The 16,368-nt window shown below is 56.9% G+C and carries 16 protein-coding genes and 1 CRISPR repeat array; of the genes, 13 read left to right on the forward strand and 3 right to left on the reverse strand.

Going from position 1 to position 16,368, the window contains the following annotated elements; translation table 11 throughout:
• Positions 1-22: 22 nt before the first annotated feature.
• Genes EH55_RS00905 through EH55_RS00915 form a run of 3 tightly spaced genes read left to right on the forward strand, consistent with a single transcriptional unit; the run spans position 23 to position 3,256 of the window.
• Complete coding sequence (locus EH55_RS00905) at positions 23-1,333, forward strand: glycosyltransferase family 2 protein (RefSeq protein WP_051682515.1); 1,311 nt, start codon at positions 23-25, stop codon at positions 1,331-1,333.
• A gap of 8 nt (positions 1,334-1,341) precedes the next feature.
• Positions 1,342-2,622, forward strand: coding sequence for an MFS transporter (locus EH55_RS00910; RefSeq protein WP_051682516.1), 1,281 nt, complete (start codon positions 1,342-1,344; stop codon positions 2,620-2,622).
• A complete protein-coding gene (locus EH55_RS00915) occupies positions 2,615-3,256 on the forward strand; it encodes a class II aldolase/adducin family protein (protein WP_037974143.1) in 642 nt (213 codons plus the stop codon). The genes EH55_RS00910 and EH55_RS00915 overlap by 8 nt, the downstream gene beginning before the upstream one ends.
• A 104-nt stretch (positions 3,257-3,360) precedes the next feature.
• On the opposite strand, the gene EH55_RS00920 is transcribed toward EH55_RS00915, so the two are convergent.
• Positions 3,361-3,534 carry an indolepyruvate ferredoxin oxidoreductase subunit alpha gene (locus tag EH55_RS00920; RefSeq protein ID WP_037974144.1) on the reverse strand — a complete coding sequence of 58 codons (174 nt, stop codon included), beginning with the start codon at positions 3,532-3,534 and terminating at the stop codon, positions 3,361-3,363.
• Between the two features lie 371 nt (positions 3,535-3,905).
• Here EH55_RS00920 and nhaC point away from each other — a divergent pair, with 371 nt between their 5' ends.
• Together nhaC and EH55_RS00930 are read left to right on the forward strand one after the other, a co-directional pair.
• The gene (nhaC, locus tag EH55_RS00925) at positions 3,906-5,459 is read left to right on the forward strand and encodes a Na+/H+ antiporter NhaC (protein WP_037974145.1); all 1,554 of its coding nucleotides are present in this window, start codon (positions 3,906-3,908) and stop codon (positions 5,457-5,459) included.
• Between the two features lie 17 nt (positions 5,460-5,476).
• Positions 5,477-5,941 carry a hypothetical protein gene (locus EH55_RS00930; RefSeq protein WP_037974146.1) on the forward strand — a complete coding sequence of 155 codons (465 nt, stop codon included), beginning with the start codon at positions 5,477-5,479 and terminating at the stop codon, positions 5,939-5,941.
• Between the two features lie 114 nt (positions 5,942-6,055).
• Here the strand turns inward: EH55_RS00930 and EH55_RS00935 are convergent, their stop codons facing one another.
• Both EH55_RS00935 and EH55_RS00940 read right to left on the reverse strand, forming a co-directional pair.
• Entirely contained in the window at positions 6,056-6,769 is a 714-nt protein-coding gene (locus EH55_RS00935) for an RsiV family protein (protein ID WP_051682517.1), read from the reverse strand.
• Positions 6,769-7,980, reverse strand: coding sequence for an FprA family A-type flavoprotein (locus EH55_RS00940; RefSeq protein WP_037974148.1), 1,212 nt, complete (start codon positions 7,978-7,980; stop codon positions 6,769-6,771). Before EH55_RS00940 ends, EH55_RS00935 begins: the two co-directional genes overlap by 1 nt.
• Before the next feature lie 248 nt (positions 7,981-8,228).
• On the opposite strand from EH55_RS00940, the gene EH55_RS00945 reads away from it, so the two are divergent.
• The 8 genes from EH55_RS00945 to EH55_RS00980 form a co-directional block, all read left to right on the forward strand.
• Positions 8,229-9,908: an acyl-CoA mutase large subunit family protein gene (locus EH55_RS00945; RefSeq protein ID WP_037974149.1), complete on the forward strand. Its 1,680-nt coding sequence runs from the start codon at positions 8,229-8,231 to the stop codon at positions 9,906-9,908.
• Between the two features lie 32 nt (positions 9,909-9,940).
• Positions 9,941-10,357, forward strand: a complete 417-nt coding sequence (locus EH55_RS00950) for a cobalamin B12-binding domain-containing protein (protein WP_037974150.1) — start codon at positions 9,941-9,943, stop codon at positions 10,355-10,357.
• Between the two features lies 1 nt (position 10,358).
• Positions 10,359-10,763, forward strand: a complete 405-nt coding sequence (mce, locus tag EH55_RS00955) for a methylmalonyl-CoA epimerase (RefSeq protein ID WP_037974151.1) — start codon at positions 10,359-10,361, stop codon at positions 10,761-10,763.
• Positions 10,764-10,883: 120 nt separating this feature from the next.
• The gene (locus EH55_RS00960; protein WP_037974152.1) at positions 10,884-12,443 is read left to right on the forward strand and encodes an acyl-CoA carboxylase subunit beta; all 1,560 of its coding nucleotides are present in this window, start codon (positions 10,884-10,886) and stop codon (positions 12,441-12,443) included.
• A gap of 18 nt (positions 12,444-12,461) precedes the next feature.
• Positions 12,462-12,857, forward strand: a complete 396-nt coding sequence (locus EH55_RS00965) for an OadG family protein (RefSeq protein ID WP_037974153.1) — start codon at positions 12,462-12,464, stop codon at positions 12,855-12,857.
• 39 nt (positions 12,858-12,896) lie between these two features.
• Positions 12,897-13,304 carry a biotin/lipoyl-containing protein gene (locus EH55_RS00970; RefSeq protein WP_037974155.1) on the forward strand — a complete coding sequence of 136 codons (408 nt, stop codon included), beginning with the start codon at positions 12,897-12,899 and terminating at the stop codon, positions 13,302-13,304.
• Between the two features lie 36 nt (positions 13,305-13,340).
• Positions 13,341-14,465 carry a sodium ion-translocating decarboxylase subunit beta gene (locus tag EH55_RS00975; RefSeq protein WP_037974156.1) on the forward strand — a complete coding sequence of 375 codons (1,125 nt, stop codon included), beginning with the start codon at positions 13,341-13,343 and terminating at the stop codon, positions 14,463-14,465.
• 349 nt (positions 14,466-14,814) lie between these two features.
• Positions 14,815-15,360: a CRISPR direct-repeat array (repeat unit 36 nt; unit sequence ATCTACAACAGTAGAAATTATTTATGAGGTCTAGAC).
• A gap of 133 nt (positions 15,361-15,493) precedes the next feature.
• Positions 15,494-16,368, forward strand: an 875-nt coding sequence (locus tag EH55_RS00980) for an IS256 family transposase (protein WP_037974157.1), incomplete at its 3' end; no start/stop codon positions are given.

Below are 16,368 nucleotides of genomic sequence, written 5' to 3' on the forward strand. Positions count from 1 at the left end.
GCAGAAAACAGAGGTGGCCTCGATGAACAGGACTGAATTATTTTACTGGCTTATCTGGTGGGGCTGGTGGATCATACAGTTTGTCCTCTACACCTTCCTCACGGCGCTGATGTGCGACGGTATATATCAGCTGATCGTAAGTTTCCGCGGCTTCTGGAGCCAGAAAAAGCTGCCGCAGGCGAAGCGCTACCGCAGGTTTGCGGTGCTCGTGCCGGCGCACAACGAAGCGGCGGTCATAGCGCCGCTCCTGGACAGCCTGGCCGGGCAGAATTACCCGAAGAATTGCTATAAGGTCTACGCGTCGTGCGACAACTGCACCGACGACACCGCCGAGATCGTCCGCGCGCACGGCGCGGCCGCGCTCGAACGCTTCGACAGGGAGCACAACGGCAAGACGTGGAACGTCCGCTGGGCCCTGACGAAAATCCCTTTCGAAGAGGTGGACGCGCTGGCGATGTTCGACGCGGACAACTTGGCCGACAAGAACTTCCTGATGTCGATGAACAACTACATGGAGCTTCACCCGGAGGCAGAGGCGATACAGGGCGTGCTCGACGTAAAGAACCCCGACGACAATTGGCTGACGCGCTCCTACGCTCTGGCCTACTGGTTCACGAACCGCTTCTGGCAGCTGGCGCGCGGCCTGTGGGGGCTCTCCTGCACGCTCGGCGGCACCGGGCTCGTGATACGCACCGCGACGCTCGAAAGAATCGGCTGGAACCTGCAAAGCCTGACGGAAGACCTCGAAATGTCGACGCGACTGATACTTTCCGGCAGCCGCGTGCACTGGAACGACGCGGCGATAATCTACGACGAAAAGCCGCAGGAGATGGCGGTGTCGAGACGCCAGCGCACACGCTGGATGCAGGGTCACTACTGGGTCTTCTGGCATTACGGCTGGGACGCGCTCAAGGCCTTCTTCGTGACGCGCCGCCTGCAATATCTCGACCTCTTCCTCTACCTGCTCGCGCCGGTGAAGTCCTGCCTCGGCATAATAATCATGATCGGGGGCATGGCCTTCACGCTCGTGAACAACATGCTGCTGTACCCCTCTTCGGATATTCCGCAGTCAGCGCTCGAATGGACGCTCTTCTTCGGGCTCCCCCTCTTTTCGATAATTTTCTTCTGCTTGCTCTGCGCGATAGCCGGCCCTTCGTTCCACGAGAAAAGGTTCACGCTGCGCTACGTGAAGGACACCTTCGCCTACTTCTGGTTCGGGCTGACGTGGATACCGATACTCTTTAAAGCCGCCTTCCTCGCGAAGGACCAGGGCAACTGGGTGAAGACTGAGCACACGCGCGGCATTTCGCTAGGCGACGTCGGCAAACCGTAAAAAACTCTATGACGCAGCTCTCCCTTTTAAAAACGCGGCGCTTCCTGCCGCTCTTCATAACGCAGTTCGCGAGCGCCTTCAACGACAATCTTTTCAAAAACGCGCTCGTCACGCTCGTGACCTTCCGCCTAGCGGAGGAGCACGGGCTCGACTCCGGGATGCTGATAACCGCAGTCTCCGGGATATACATACTGCCGTACATCCCCTTTTCGTCGCTTGCGGGGCGGCTTGCGGACAAGTTTGAAAAATCCGCGCTGATTCGCAGAATTAGAGGCTCGGAAGTACTTATCATGTGCGGCGCGGCCGCGGCGCTCATCGCCGAAAACCTCTGGCTGCTCGTCCTATCCCTCTTCCTGGTCAGCACGAAGTCGACCTTCTTCGGGCCGCTGAAGTTCAGCATACTTCCGCAGCACCTGAGGGAGGAGGAGCTCGTCGCCGGAAACGGACTCGTCAGCGCCGGCACGAACATCGCGATAATAACGGGCACGCTCTTCGGCGGGCTCTTCATACTGTCGTCGCGCGGCAGCCTGAAAATCTCTGCCGGAATCATCGGCGTCGCGCTCGTCGGCTACATTTCATCGCGCTTCATCCCGAGGGCCGAGGCCGCGGCTCCGTCGCTTGCTATCGGCGGCGGCCTGCTGCGCTCCACCTGCGAAATGCTTTCCTATCCGCTGTCGAATAAAAACATCTTTCTTTCGATACTCGGCATATGCTGGTTCTACTTCTTCGGCTCTGTCTTCCTCACGCAGCTCCCGACCTTCACCAAATTTTCGATGGGCGGCAACGAGCAGGTCTCGACCTTCTTCCTCGTGGTATTCTCGCTCGGCGTCGGCGCCGGCTCGGTGCTCTGCAACAGGCTGCTGAAGGGACGCGTCAGCGGCAGGTATCTCGCTTTCAGCCTGATAGAGATGAGCGTCTTCATCGTCGCGCTTTACCTGCTGAGCCTCGGCGTTCGGCGAGGCTCAGCGCTTCTTTCTCTTGGGAAATTCCTCTCGCAGCCGCTCTCCTTCGGGATAATTTTCTCGATGCTGATGGCGGCCGCAGGCGGCGGACTTTACAGCGTGCCGGTGTACGCGATGCTTCAGAAGATGACGCCGCCGACTCATATGTCGCGCGTGATAGCGTCGCTCAACGTGATGACCTCGCTCGCGATGGTCGCCGCCGCGGCGATGTCCGCCGCGATGCTCTCGGCGGGGCTTCCCGTCACCGCGATATTCCTCGCGCTCGCGGCGCTGAACATCCTGATGATACCGCTCGCAAATAAAATAAAGAGGGGCAGCGATGAATGACGTCGAAATAAGGAAAGAAATAATCGAAACCGCGGTCGATATGTACCGAAGCGGCCTCGTACAGGGGACGGGCGGAAATTTCAGCTCGCGCTGCGAAGGCGGCTTCATAATCACGCCCTCCGGCATGGCTTACGAGCTGCTGGCGCCGGGAGATCTGCCGAAGCTTTCCCTCGGCGGCGAGATACTCGAAGGCAGCCGCACGCCGTCGATAGAGAGCGCGCTTCATGCCGCCGTCTACCGCATGCGCCCCGACGTCCGCGCGGTCGCCCACACCCATTCGATATATGCTACCGCCGCGGCCTCGCTGCGCCTTCCTCTGCCCTGCCTCACCGACAATCAGGCCGTGACGTTCGGCGGAGAGATTCCCGTTGCACAATACGCGCCGATAGGTACGCCGGAGCTCGCGCGAAACGCCGCGGCGGCGCTCGGGAGCGGTGCGGCCGTGTTGATGGCGAATCACGGAGCGCTCTGCGTCGGCGAGAACATGCGGCAGGCTGCCGAGCGCTGCGCGATGCTGGAAACTTTCGCGAAAATATTTTTCATCGCCGCGTCGGCCGGCGGCGGAAAGGCGCTGACGAAGGAAGAAGCCGAAAGAGAAGCCGCCGATATGGCGCTGCGCTACGGACAGAAATGACGAATGGGGACCTTGCGGGAAAATAAGCGGGAATAAAAAACAGACCGACTGAACAGACGGTCTGTTTTTTTATTTCTTCTTTGTCGCTTTTCCGTAAGACGGACTTACAGAGAAATAGCGCTCACCGGGCATGTCGCCGCGCAGGCGCCGCACTCGACGCAGCTGTCCTGATCAACGGAAGCCTTGCCGTCGTTCACGGAGATAGCGGAAACGGGACACACGCCGACGCAGGCCTCGCAGCCTACGCATACTGACTGATCGACTGTTGCTTTAGCCATCTTAAGAAGTCCTCCTCTATTTTTTGCCTCATAGTTCCGCGCAGGCGATTCCCACGCGTACCCTATTCTATCGTGAAAGCTTCGAGCTTTCAACTGTCATTTTTAATTGAAAGTAAACATAAATGACGGAATCTCTGAGATAAATTAACCCTATATCGTATATTATGCACATTTACTCTGGACAAAATAGTGCGAAATGTAATAAAATATGAACGAAGTAGGGATAATGGTTTCAATCTCCCTCTTCGTAGAGTGTTTTATTTTTGCGTCCTTACTATATGCCGCCAAGGAGGTGCCGTAAGAGGCGGAGGCGCGTTTTCTGTCAGCAGAATGTACTTTTTCTAAATTTTGAAAGGGGAGTTGGTTTATTTATGACTCAGGAAACAGCAAGAGAGCCAAAGGCACCGTCGTTGCTGCTGTCGGTGCTCGTATTTCTCGTCGTCGCCGCGCTCATCGGCATGGCGGTCCTTTATTGGGAGACGGATATCCACCTCGTCCTCATCTTTGGAGCGCTTTTCGCTGGATGCGTCGGCGTTTTCTATCTCGGAAATCCTTACTCAAAAATTGAAAAGGGCGTTATTGACGGCATAATGGTCGGTATGCAGGCCTGCCTCATCCTCTACACGGTCGGGCCGCTGATCGGCTCCTGGATCTGCAGCGGCGTCGTCCCCAGCATGATCTACTACGGCCTGTCGATACTCTCGCCGTCGATATTCCTCTTAGCTACGCTGCTCATCTGCTCGATCGTTTCGCTGGCTACTGGTACCTCGTGGGGCACTGCGGGAACGGTCGGCATCGCCATCCTGGGCATAGCTGTCGGACTTGGAGTCCCGGCGCCGATGACGGCCGGCATCATCATCTGCGGCGGCTACTTCGGCGACAAGATGTCCCCGCTCTCCGATACGACGAATCTTGCGCCGGCGGTCGCGGGGACGGACCTTTTCCAGCATATCCGCGCCATGTGCTGGACCTCCGGCCCGACGTACTGCATCGTCGTCGTGATCACGCTCGTCCTCGGCTTCAGATATGCCGGCGGTCAGCTTGACTACGCAAAGATCGACGCCATCAAAACGCTGCTGGCGGCGGAATTCTGGATCAACCCCGTCACGCTCATAGCGCCTGTGGCGGTCATCGCTCTTTCCGCGATGCGCAAACCGGCTATCCCGGCCCTGTGGGTCGGCGTCGTGATCGCCGTGATTTTCGCGCTCTTCCAGGGCAACAGCTTCGGCGACCTCCTTGGCATCATGCAGGACGGCTACAGCCCGGCCCTCTCGGCCGATATAGCCGGCGCCGGCGAAGACGCCGCGGCTCTCGCCAAGCTGCTTGCAGAGAACAACATAACGCTCGACCCGAAGATTGTTGCCGAAGCGGCGAACGACATCGTCTCGCTGATGGAGCGCGGCGGCCTGCAGTCGATGAACTGGACGATATCCCTCATCCTCTGCGCTTTCTCCTTCGGCTGCACGATGGACAGCTGCGGCTTCCTGAAGGTCATGCTCAACGCGATAATGAAGCCCGTCAAGTCGGTCGGCGGCCTCGTCGTCGCCGTCATCGCCTCCTGCTTCATCTGCGACCTCTTCCTCGGCGACCAGTACCTCTCGATAGCGATGCCGGGGACGATGTTCAAGAGCGAATTCGACAGAGTCGGGCTGCATCCGAGGATGCTCTCGCGCTCGCTGGAGGACTGCGGCACGCTCGTCTCCGTGCTGATTCCCTGGAACACTTGCGGCGCTTATCACGCCGGAGTGCTCGGCGTACCGACCTTCCAGTATCTGCCCTTCGCGTTCTTTAATTATCTGAACCCGATCATCGCGATCGCCATGACCTATCTCGGCATAGGCATCTTCTGGCGCGGCAAGGACGGCGAGCCCGTCAAGGGCGGCAAGACGCGCCCGGCGGAGCTCGGCGAAAGAGTCGCGTTCTAACGCGGGACGCGACGTAATTGGCGCAGCAGCTCGAGCCGCTGGAAAGCCTTCTGGCCTCCGCGTCAGGCAGAGAAGCGGGAAAGTGGAAGTCGATCACCTTCGCAGCGATAGCGGTATATCTTCTCTGCACCGCGGCGTGGCAGTTCTGGAGCGGCGATTTCGGCCAGAAAGCTTGGCTGAATCTACTCCTTGGATGCTGCAGCGTTCTCGTGGTAAAGTATGAAAAAAGAATCTACGTATCGCCGCTGGGTTTTGTGAAGGAGACTCACACCTGGCACACGCACCACCGCGAGATATTGCCGTGGGACGAAGTGCGCTGCATCACTCTGCGCGCGAAGAACGGACGCCTGATGCTGCTCGCCGAGCGCGACGTCACAGGCTGGAAGCTCTTCTTCAAAACGGAAGACCAGGCGAAGCTAAAGGAGATTTTCAAGCGGTACGCGCCTAAGGTCAAAGTCAACGAAATATACCAGCGTTTCTGATTCGCAAGGCGCTGGTTAAGACGAAGAGAACGCCCGCCGTTTTGGCTTTATGCCAAACGACGGGCGTTCTTTATAGGCGTGGGCGCGTCGACGCTGCGGGGCCTTTTATCCCCTTTACTTTGCCAGATACGGCTCCACCGCGCTGCGGGGGATTTCAAATTCCGGGCTGCCGGTCGATCCCGGGGCCACTTCGTACTTGTCGAAACAGACGACTATGTTACCTCTGTCGTTGACGAAGAAATTCTGATCCGGCCTGATCGCCGAAAATCCCTCTTTTTCCTCCGGCGCTATCCAGTAAGAATTTTTATCCCTCTTGTTGGCCGCGCGCATCTGGCTCTTTACGTTCTCGCTTATCGCCTTAACGTAATCGGCGCCCGGCTTGAAGAGGCTCTTCAGCTCGATCAGCGCGCCGCTTTTCTTGTCGAAGTTGTAGAGCTTGTGCGTCGTCGACGAGGAGCCGGCGATCTCCATTTCGTATATGTCGAACGCCAGAATTTTGTCGTTGTTCGTTTTGATCTCGTAGTCGAGCACGACGCCGAGATGCCCGCTGAAATCCGGCGCGTCCTTAAGAGCAGCGGCGACTTCTTTCTCGTAATTTTCAACGGCCTTCCGCGCGTGCGACGCGAACTCCGCGTTGAGCGCCTCGCGCCCGCCGTCCGCCGGCGTGCCGCTGACGCACGGCGTCACTATCTTAGCAAAGAAGCCTAAGAAGTCGGATTTGTAGACGCCGAGCGCATGAAGCTTGAGCTCCGCCGACGCGGGGGCTGCCATGCAGAGGAGCGCGGCGGCGGAAAGAGCCGCGCTCCTTATGAAAGCACGCGATTTCATTACTCATCCTCCTTCGAAAGCACGGCCTTCGCCATGTTTCTTCCGAGCTCGCGGCAAAGCTTGAGATCCACTTCGGTGGGCGACGATTTGACCTCTATCGTCGGTTCGACCAGCCGCCAGTCGCAGCACTGCTCCGCGAATACCCGCAGCTCCGCCAGCGCGCCCTTGCTCCAGCTGTACGAGCCGCAGAGGCCGAGCACGCGGTTCTTCATCATTTTATTTTTCAAAGCGCGGCAAAGCGCCGCCACAGGCGGGTACAGCTCCGTGTTGTAGGTGCAGCTTCCAAGGACGAGCCCGCGGTATTTCCAGATATCTCTGACGATATATGAGAGGTTGGAACGCGACGCGTCGTGCACGACGACGTCCCTGACGCCGGCTTCGGCGGCCGCGCGCGCGATCGTATCCGTCATGAACTTCGTATTGCCGTACATCGATCCATAAACTACGACAAGGCCGGGATCCGTCCTGTGGCTGCTCCATTTGTCGTAAAGATCGACGATGTGCCGGGGATTTGAGCGGTATATGGGACCGTGCGCCGGACAGATAATCTTCGGATCGAGCGCGCGGACCTTGGCTATCGCCTTCTGCGTCGGCGCGGCGTAGCGCCCCACGATATTCGCGAAATAGCGCAGCGTCTCGTCCTCATAGAGGGACATGTCGAGCTCGTCGTCAAATATACCTCCCTCCAGCGCGCAGAAGCCGCCGAAGGCGTCGGTGGAGAAGAGCACCTTTTCCGTGCTGTCGTAGGCGACCATGCTCTCCGGCCAGTGGACCATGGGAATCGTCGCGAAGGCCAGTTTATGCCGCCCTAGATCCAGCACGTCTCCCTCTTTGACCTCTATCATTCCGTCGGTTATGCCGTAAAAGGCGTTTATCATCTCGATCGTTTTTTTGTTGCCGACTATTTTCATATTGGGATAAAATTTGCGGAGTATGCTGATGGATCCGGAGTGGTCCGGCTCCATATGGTCGACGACTAGATAGTCTATCGCGCCGCCTTCCGGCATGATCGATACCAGCCTCTCCATATAGGCGGAAAGTTTGTCGGCCTTTATCGTATCTATGAGGGCTCGTTTTTCATCGTTGATGAAATATGCGTTGTAGGCCACTCCCCTGGGGAGCGCCCACAATCCCTCGAAAAGGTCGGTTTCCCTGTCGTTGCCGCCGATCCAGTAAATCGTATCCGTGACCTTGACCGCCTGCTGTATCATTCGCAGTGACCCCCTTAATTTTTTCTGCTCTAAACTATATTATATATGAATTACTGATACGCGCGTCCAAGGAATCGTCTCAATAAAAAATATAATAAACAAACTTATCTGAAATTAACGCTCAAATGTTGCAATTTGTCAGGAATTGGGCAATAATAGCACCGTGTGGTTTTTTGTAATACTGACCAGTGTGCTGACGGCCGTCTTGTAAAAGAGGGCCCGATATGTTTCGCAAGGAGGCGGAGTAATTGTTCGAACCAAAACAGCTCCAGGAAGTGGCAGAAGGAAGGAAGGCCTATGAAGCGGCGGTAGCTAAAGCGCTTACAAAAGGCCCGGAGAGAAAGGAAAATTTCACCACAGGCGGCGGTATTCCTCTTAAGAGAACCTATACCCCCGAAGACGTCGACAGCGTCGACTACACCAAAGACCTCGGATTCCCCGGCGTATATCCCTTTACCCGCGGCGTCCAGCCCACGATGTACAGAGGCCGCTTCTGGACGATGCGCCAGTATGCGGGCTTCGCTACGGCGGAAGATTCAAACAAGCGTTACCGTTATCTTCTGAGTCAGGGGACGACTGGACTTTCGGTCGCCTTCGACCTTCCGACGCAGATCGGTTACGACTCGGACGACCCGATGGCGGTCGGCGAATGCGGCAAGGTCGGCGTAGCGGTCGACAGCCTGGCCGATGCCGAGATACTCTTCGGCGGCATCCCTCTTGACAAAGTCTCGACATCTATGACGATCAACGCTCCGGCGTCGGTGCTTCTTTCGATGTACATCGCGGTCGCCGAGAAGCAGGGCGTGCCGATGAAGGCGCTTTCCGGAACCATTCAGAACGACATTCTGAAAGAATACATAGCGCGCGGCACATATATCTTCCCGCCCAAGCCGTCGATGCGGCTCATCACGAACATATTCAAGTTCTGCAGCGAGAACATCCCCAAGTGGAACACGATCTCCATCTCAGGCTATCATATCCGCGAAGCCGGCTCGACCGCCATCCAGGAAGTGGCCTTTACGCTCGCCGACGGCATCGCCTACGTCGAAGCGGCGATGAAGTCGGGACAGGACCCGAACGTATTCGGCAAGCGCCTCTCCTTCTTCTTCAACGCGCACAACGACTTCCTCGAAGAGGTCGCGAAGTTCCGTGCAGCGCGCAAGGTTTGGGCGCGCATCATGAAGGAGCGCTTCGGCGTGACGGAAAAGAGCGCTCAGATGCTCCGCTTCCACACTCAGACGGCCGGCTGCACGCTCACCGCCCAGCAGGCGGAGAACAACATCGTCCGCGTCGCCGTCCAGACGATGGCGGCGGTCTGCGGCGGCACGCAGTCGCTGCACACCAACAGCCTTGACGAAGCCCTCGCGCTGCCGACGGACAAGAGCGTGCGCATCGCTCTGCGCACCCAGCAGATAGTGGCTTACGAGTCCGGCGTGACGAACGTCGTCGACCCGCTCGCCGGCAGCTACGCGATCGAAGCGCTCACGAAGCAGATCGAAGAGGGCGCGTGGGAGTACATCAAGAAGATCGATGAGCTCGGCGGAATGATGACGGCTATCGAAAAGGGCTATCCGCAGAAGCATATCCAGGACGCAGCCTACGACTATCAGAAGTCGATAGAGTCCGGCGACCGCACTATCGTCGGCGTAAACAAGTTCCACATCGACGAAGATATGTCGGAGCGCAAACTCCTTAAGGTCGACGCCAGCGTGGGTGTGAATCAGATAAAGAAGCTCCGCGAGATGAAAGAGAAACGCGACAACGTCAGAGTCAAGACGACGCTCGACGCGGTACGTGAAGGTGCGAAGGGCGAGGCGAACCTCATGCCGCTTATACTGGACGCCGTCCACGCATATGCGACGGAGGGGGAGATCTGCGGCGTGCTCCGCGAAGTATTCGGCGAGTACAAGGAGAACGTGGTTCTTTAGAATCGCGTGCGCTTTTTAAGGAGGAATAGACAATGGACCGCAAAATTCGCGTAGTCGTTGCGAAACCGGGGCTTGACGGGCACGACCGTGGCGCCAAGGTCATCGCGAGAGCATTCAGAGACGCCGGCATGGAGGTCATTTACACAGGCCTCCGCCAGACGCCGGAACAGATAGTTGCGACAGCTATACAGGAAGACGCGGACGCGATCGGAATCAGCATCCTTTCCGGCGCGCACGAATATTGCTTCAAAACGATTATCGACCTTCTCAAAGAGAAGAAGGCCGACGACATCATCGTCTTCGGCGGCGGAGTCATCCCCGAGACCGACTACCCGACGCTGCTCGGATTCGGAGCCGGCGCGATCTTCGGCCCCGGCACGCCGACGGCCGAAACGATAGAATGGCTCGAAAAGGCGGTAGCCGAAAAGAGAGAGAAAGAGGCCAAATAAAATGAAAATCAAAAATGTAGACCATATCGGAGTTGCGGTAAAAAGCATCGACGAGGCACTGAAATTCTGGGAGGCCACTCTCGGCGTGAAGTGCCACGGCATAGAAGAAGTCAAGGAGCAAAAGGTAAAGACGGCGTTCCTGCCTATAGACGACACCGAATTCGAGCTTCTTGAAGGCACCGCTGAAGACAGCCCTGTCACGAAGTACATCGAAAAGAACGGGCAGGGCATTCAGCACGTCGCTGTAAGGGTCGAAGACCTCGAAGCGGCGCTCGCCGAGCTGAAAGAGAAAGGCGTCCGCCTGATAGACGAGAAGCCGCGCATCGGCGCCGGCGGCGCTAAGATCGCCTTCGTGCATCCGAAGGCGAGCGGCGGGGTGCTCCTTGAACTCTGTCAGCGCGACTGATTCAAGATATACGTCGGCCCCGCGCCCGCGGCGCGGGGACGCGCTGTATAAAGCAATATGCGCGTGGATGCGTCCTGTGTCGCTTTCACGCGCTAAAAATTATGAGGAGGTAAGGGATTAATGGCGGACAAAACGATCGACGAACTGTGCGCTGCTCTTGTTGCCAAACGCGAAAAAGCGGCTCTCGGCGGCGGAGAAAAAGCCATCGCCAAGCAGCACGACAAAGGCAAGATGACGGCACGCGAGCGCATCGACGCAGTTCTTGACCCCGGCAGCTTCGTGGAAATCGATGAATTTGTCGAGCACCGCTGCACCAACTTCGGCCTCGACAAGACGACTTTCCTCGGCGACGGGGTCGTGACCGGCTACGGCACGATAGACGGACGCATCGTCTACGTGTTCAGCCAGGACTTCACGGTAATGGGCGGCTCGCTCGGCGAGATGCACGCCCAGAAGATTTGCAAGGTGTTAGACCTCGCGCTCACCAACGGCGCTCCCTGCATCGGCATCAACGATTCCGGCGGAGCCCGCATTCAGGAAGCGGTAGACGCGCTTTCCGGCTACGGGAAAATATTCTTCCGCAACGTAAAGGCGAGCGGCGTCGTCCCGCAGTTCTCGATAATCGCGGGCCCCTGCGCCGGCGGCGCCGTTTACAGCCCGGCCCTTACCGACTTCATCTTCATGGTCGATAAGATCGGCATCATGCACATCACAGGGCCGCAGGTCATCAAATCGGTGACCGGCGAAGACGTGACCTCCGAGCAGATCGGCGGCGCGCGTGCCCACAACTCGACGTCGGGCTGCGCCCACTTCTTCGCGGCGAGCGAAGCGGAGTGCTACGCTCAGGTGCGCAGGGTGATGAGCTTCCTTCCCAGCAACAACATGGAAGAGCCCCCCTACAAAGAGACCGGCGACGACCCCGCGCGCACGGACGCGGAGCTCCGCAACATCGTCCCGACGAACCCGAACCACGGCTACGACGTCCGCGACGTCATCAAAAAGGTCGTCGACAACGGCGACTTCTGCGAGGTTCAGGAGCTTTACGCGCTGAACATCGTCACCGGCTTTGCGAGAGTCGGCGGACGCGTCATCGGCATCATCGCCAACCAGGCGAGATTCATGGCCGGCTGCCTCGACATCGACGCTTCGGACAAGGCGAGCCGCCACATCCGCATCTGCGACGCCTTCAACATTCCTATAGTAACGTTCGAAGACGTCCCCGGATATCTCCCCGGGCTCAAACAGGAAATGGGCGGCATCATCCGCCACGGCGCTAAGCTGCTCTACGCTTACAGCGAAGCCACGGCGCCGAAGATCACTGTCGTCATGCGCAAGGCGTACGGCGGCTCATACCTCGGCATGTGCAGCAAAGACCTGGGCGCCGACGTCGTCCTTGCGTGGCCCCAGGCTCAGATAGCGGTCATGGGCGCCGAGGGCGCGGCGAACATCATCTTCCGCAAAGAGATCGAAGCGGCCGAGGACAAGGGCGCGAAGCGCGCGGAGAAGATCGAGGAATACAGAGAATCCTTCGCTAATCCGTATCGCGCGGCTCAGCGCGGCTTCGTCGACCGCGTCATACTCCCGGAAGAGACGCGACCGGCGCTCTACCAGGCGCTTCTCATGACGGAGAACAAGAGCGAGCTTCGCCCGAAGCGCAAGCACGGCATACTGCCCAACTAAGTCTGGGGGCAATTGACAATGGAAGGTCATATCAGTTCATACTTCGTCGGCGTCCCCGGCGGGCTGATAATGTCGTTCATCGCGTTCAGCATAGTCTTCATCGTCATAATCGGGCTGATGCTCCTTATGATGGGATTGGAGCACGTATGCAACGCGATAGACAGCGTCGGCAAATCAAAAAATAACGCGGCCCCGGCGCAGAAAGCCGCGCCCGCAGCTCCTGCGGCGGGGCCTGCGCCGGCCCAGGCAGCAGCCGCAGCTGAAGACAGCGGCGAGCTGCTTGCGGTAATTTCGGCCGCGATCATGGCGGCGTGCGGCGCTACGGCGCGGGTAACGGCGTTCGCCCCGGCGAAGGCCCCGGCATCCACGGCGTGGAAGAACGTCGGCAGGCTCCAGAATACAGAAGGCTGCTAAGCCTTTCTCGACAAACAAACCTTAGGAGGTCATTTTCTGATGTCACGCAAATACAGAGTCACCGTAAACGGAAAAGCTTATGATGTAGATGTTGAAGAGATGGGCGCAGCCGCGGCTCCGGTAGCTGCTCCCGCTCCTGCGGCGGTGCCTGCGCCGGCCCCAGCCCCTGCACCAGCCCCCGCGCCAGCGCCCGCGGCGGCGCCGGCTCCTGCGGCGGCTCCCGCACCGGCAGGCGCAGGTTCCATTACGGCCCCGATGCCCGGCAAGGTCCTTAAGGTACTTGTCGCCCAGGGCGCGGCAGTAACGGCCGGACAGCTCGTCATCATCCTTGAAGCTATGAAGATGGAGAACGAGATATACACGGCGGTGGCGGGCACGGTTTCTCAGGTCTGCTGCAAAGAGGGAGACACGGTCAGCACAGGCGACACGCTCCTCGTCGTCGCTTAGCCTGATATAACAGTCTTTCCCCGGGAGGAAAACTGAATGGAACTTTACCTTACCGCGCTTAAAGGCGTGGTTGAACAGTCAGGCTTCGTAGCGCTTAATGTGCCTACGCTCATTATGCTCCTCGTCGCTTTCATACTGCTCTACCTCGCCATTGTGAAGGGCTTCGAGCCGCTTCTGCTCATGCCCATCGCGTTCGGATGCCTTCTCGTCAATCTGCCGCTCTCCGGCATCGTTGACCCAGGGGGCTTCCTCTACTTCGTAAAATTCGGCATCGACCATGAGCTCTACCCCGTCATCATATTCATGGGTATAGGAGCTCTTACGGACTTTGGACCGCTGCTCGCGAACCCGATCACCTTCCTTCTCGGGGCCGCGGCCCAGCTCGGCGTGTTCTTCGCGGTCATCGGCGCGATGTTCATGGGCTTCACGATTCAGGAAGCGGCCGGCATAGGCATCATCGGCGGCGCCGACGGCCCGACGGCGATCTACCTCTGCGCGAAGCTTGCCAGGGGCATCCTTCCCGCCGTAGCGGTCGCCGCCTACAGCTACATGTCGCTCGTACCGCTCATCCAGCCGCCTGTGATCAAATTGCTCACGACGAAAAAGGACCGCGCCATCAAAATGGAACAGCTTCGCCCCGTAACGCGCACGGAAAAAATTCTCTTCCCGATCGTCTCGACGATCGCCTGCGGACTCGTCCTTCCCGCGTCGGTGCCCCTCGTCGGCATGTTGATGTTCGGCAACCTGCTGCGCGAATGCGGCTGCACGGAGCGCCTTTCGCTCGCGGCGCAGAATGAAGTGCTCAACGCCACGACGATATTCCTGGGAATCTCCGTCGGAGCCACGATGAGCGCCGAGTCCTTCCTTACGATGGCCACGATCAAGATCATCTGCCTCGGACTCATCGCTTTCATATTCAGTACGGCGGGAGGCCTTGTTTTCGGGCAGATCATGAAGATACTTTCCGGCGGCAAAATCAACCCCGTCATCGGAGCGGCCGGCGTTTCGGCCGTCCCCATGGCGGCGCGCGTCTGCCAGAAGGTCATCTCGAAGGAGTTCCCCGGAAGCTATATACTGATGCACGCGATGGGCCCGAACGTATCCGGGGTCATCGGCACGGCCGTCGCTGCCGGAGCTATGCTTACGCTGCTGACGAAATAACGGGCGCGTTCAAAGCACAGTCAACAAAAACGACTGAGGGCCTTTCTCCGCCCCCAGTCGTTTTTTTATCCATTTATCTCTATATCTTGCCGTGCGCCGTTTTTAGGCTGAACTCCCGTAATTTTATAGTTATGACGGCAAACATAAGCCCACGAGCTCATGGAGATCGCGCTGTTTCTCTGTGATTTCAGATTGATGATAGGCTCTGCCGAGCTGCTGGTAGTACTAGATAATATCAAGCGAATCCAGCAGGACCTGATAGTATATTCACGAACCTGCGGGGATCGTGTCCTCCTTGGATGTGTAAGTGATGTTTAGACACGGAATGGGCCAATGCAAATCCCATTCTATCTACAACAGTAGAAATTATTTATGAGGTCTAGACGAAACAAGCATGGGAATGGAGATTTACATCTACAACAGTAGAAATTATTTATGAGGTCTAGACGGGAAGACGTAAAAAGTGTAACAGAGGCTATCTACAACAGTAGAAATTATTTATGAGGTCTAGACAGGGATAAAAAATGTACAAAGTGTATGTATCTACAACAGTAGAAATTATTTATGAGGTCTAGACTTCGCGCATGAACGGGTCCGTTGTGTTTATCTACAACAGTAGAAATTATTTATGAGGTCTAGACCGGGGAGTCCCTGCGCGCCATGCTCAATCTACAACAGTAGAAATTATTTATGAGGTCTAGACTCATTAGGATCCATTTCACCTAATCCCTATCTACAACAGTAGAAATTATTTATGAGGTCTAGACACGATAGCGGTCAAAGCGTATGTTTCAATCTACAACAGTAGAAATTATTTATGAGGTCTAGACTCGAACACCGGAGACTGGAGCGTATCGTCATCTACAACAGTAGAAATTATTTATGAGGTCTAGACCCCTATTTTTGGTTTGTTGCTCAAAAAAACAAAAAAATCCGAGAGTATAACAAATTCTGTGTAAACTCCATAGAGAAGAAAGCAAGCCTCCTGGATTGGTGTTAAGATAAATTCAATCCAGGAGGATATTTTTATGGCAAGACAGAGAAAACTGACACCGGAAAGAAAAGCGCTTATTCAGAGTCTCCTTTCCCACTACAAACCGGAAGACGCCCAGGACGTACAGGCTATGCTGAGGGATCTTCTCGGAGATACGATCCAGCAGATGCTGGAAGCCGAGATGGATGACCATCTCGGTTACAGCAAATATGACTACAAGAACAAGCATACAGATGACAGCCGCAACGGCTACAGCCCTAAAACAGTCACCTCTTCGGCCGGAGATATCCCGATCGACGTCCCCAGAGACCGCAAGGGTGACTTCGAACCGCAGTCAGTCAAAAAGAACCAGACCGATATCTCAAATATAGAGGATCAGGTCCTGTCCATGTATGCAAAAGGCATGACGACCCGGGATATCTCGGCTCACCTGCAGTCTATCTACGGTGTGGATGCCTCTGCTGAAATGATTTCGCGAATGACGGATCGAATTCTGCCGATTGCCAAAGAATGGCAGAACCGGCCGCTGGCCAAAAAGTATGCAGTCGTCTTTATGGACGCCGTGCATTTCAATGTGAGGCAGGACGGCCGAACCGTCAAGAAAGCCGTTTATGTTGCTATTGGGACAAGACTGGACGGGCATCGTGAAGTCCTTGGCCTGTGGGTCGGCGGAAATGAGAGCGCCAAGTACTGGGTCGGTGTCCTTAACGAGATCCGTAATCGCGGTACCGAAGATATTTTCATTATCTCCGTCGACGGCCTGACAGGCTTTGCAGATGCGATAAGCGCCGTATATCCCAAGGCCGAAGTCCAGCGCTGCATCGTCCATCAGATCCGTTACACGACAAAATTCGTCTCTTACAAGGACATTAAYGCTTTTATGAATGATTTGAAGGTGTCTATCAGCTC

The sequence above is a fragment of the Synergistes jonesii genome (assembly GCF_000712295.1).
GTDB lineage: Bacteria > Synergistota > Synergistia > Synergistales > Synergistaceae > Synergistes > Synergistes jonesii.

Bases quoted from the DNA above. Each gene is read 5' to 3' on its own strand.
- EH55_RS00910 (WP_051682516.1), top strand. From the start codon at position 1,342: ATGACGCAGCTCTCCCTTTTAAAAACGCGGCGCTTCCTGCCGCTCTTC.
- EH55_RS00915 (WP_037974143.1), top strand. From the start codon at position 2,615: ATGAATGACGTCGAAATAAGGAAAGAAATAATCGAAACCGCGGTCGAT.
- EH55_RS00960 (WP_037974152.1), top strand. From the start codon at position 10,884: ATGGCGGACAAAACGATCGACGAACTGTGCGCTGCTCTTGTTGCCAAA.
- EH55_RS00935 (WP_051682517.1), bottom strand. From the start codon at position 6,769: ATGAAATCGCGTGCTTTCATAAGGAGCGCGGCTCTTTCCGCCGCCGCG.
- EH55_RS00970 (WP_037974155.1), top strand. From the start codon at position 12,897: ATGTCACGCAAATACAGAGTCACCGTAAACGGAAAAGCTTATGATGTA.
- EH55_RS00920 (WP_037974144.1), bottom strand. From the start codon at position 3,534: ATGGCTAAAGCAACAGTCGATCAGTCAGTATGCGTAGGCTGCGAGGCC.
- EH55_RS00940 (WP_037974148.1), bottom strand. From the start codon at position 7,980: ATGATACAGCAGGCGGTCAAGGTCACGGATACGATTTACTGGATCGGC.
- EH55_RS00905 (WP_051682515.1), top strand. From the start codon at position 23: ATGAACAGGACTGAATTATTTTACTGGCTTATCTGGTGGGGCTGGTGG.
- EH55_RS00975 (WP_037974156.1), top strand. From the start codon at position 13,341: ATGGAACTTTACCTTACCGCGCTTAAAGGCGTGGTTGAACAGTCAGGC.
- EH55_RS00965 (WP_037974153.1), top strand. From the start codon at position 12,462: ATGGAAGGTCATATCAGTTCATACTTCGTCGGCGTCCCCGGCGGGCTG.
- EH55_RS00950 (WP_037974150.1), top strand. From the start codon at position 9,941: ATGGACCGCAAAATTCGCGTAGTCGTTGCGAAACCGGGGCTTGACGGG.
- nhaC (WP_037974145.1), top strand. From the start codon at position 3,906: ATGACTCAGGAAACAGCAAGAGAGCCAAAGGCACCGTCGTTGCTGCTG.
- mce (WP_037974151.1), top strand. From the start codon at position 10,359: ATGAAAATCAAAAATGTAGACCATATCGGAGTTGCGGTAAAAAGCATC.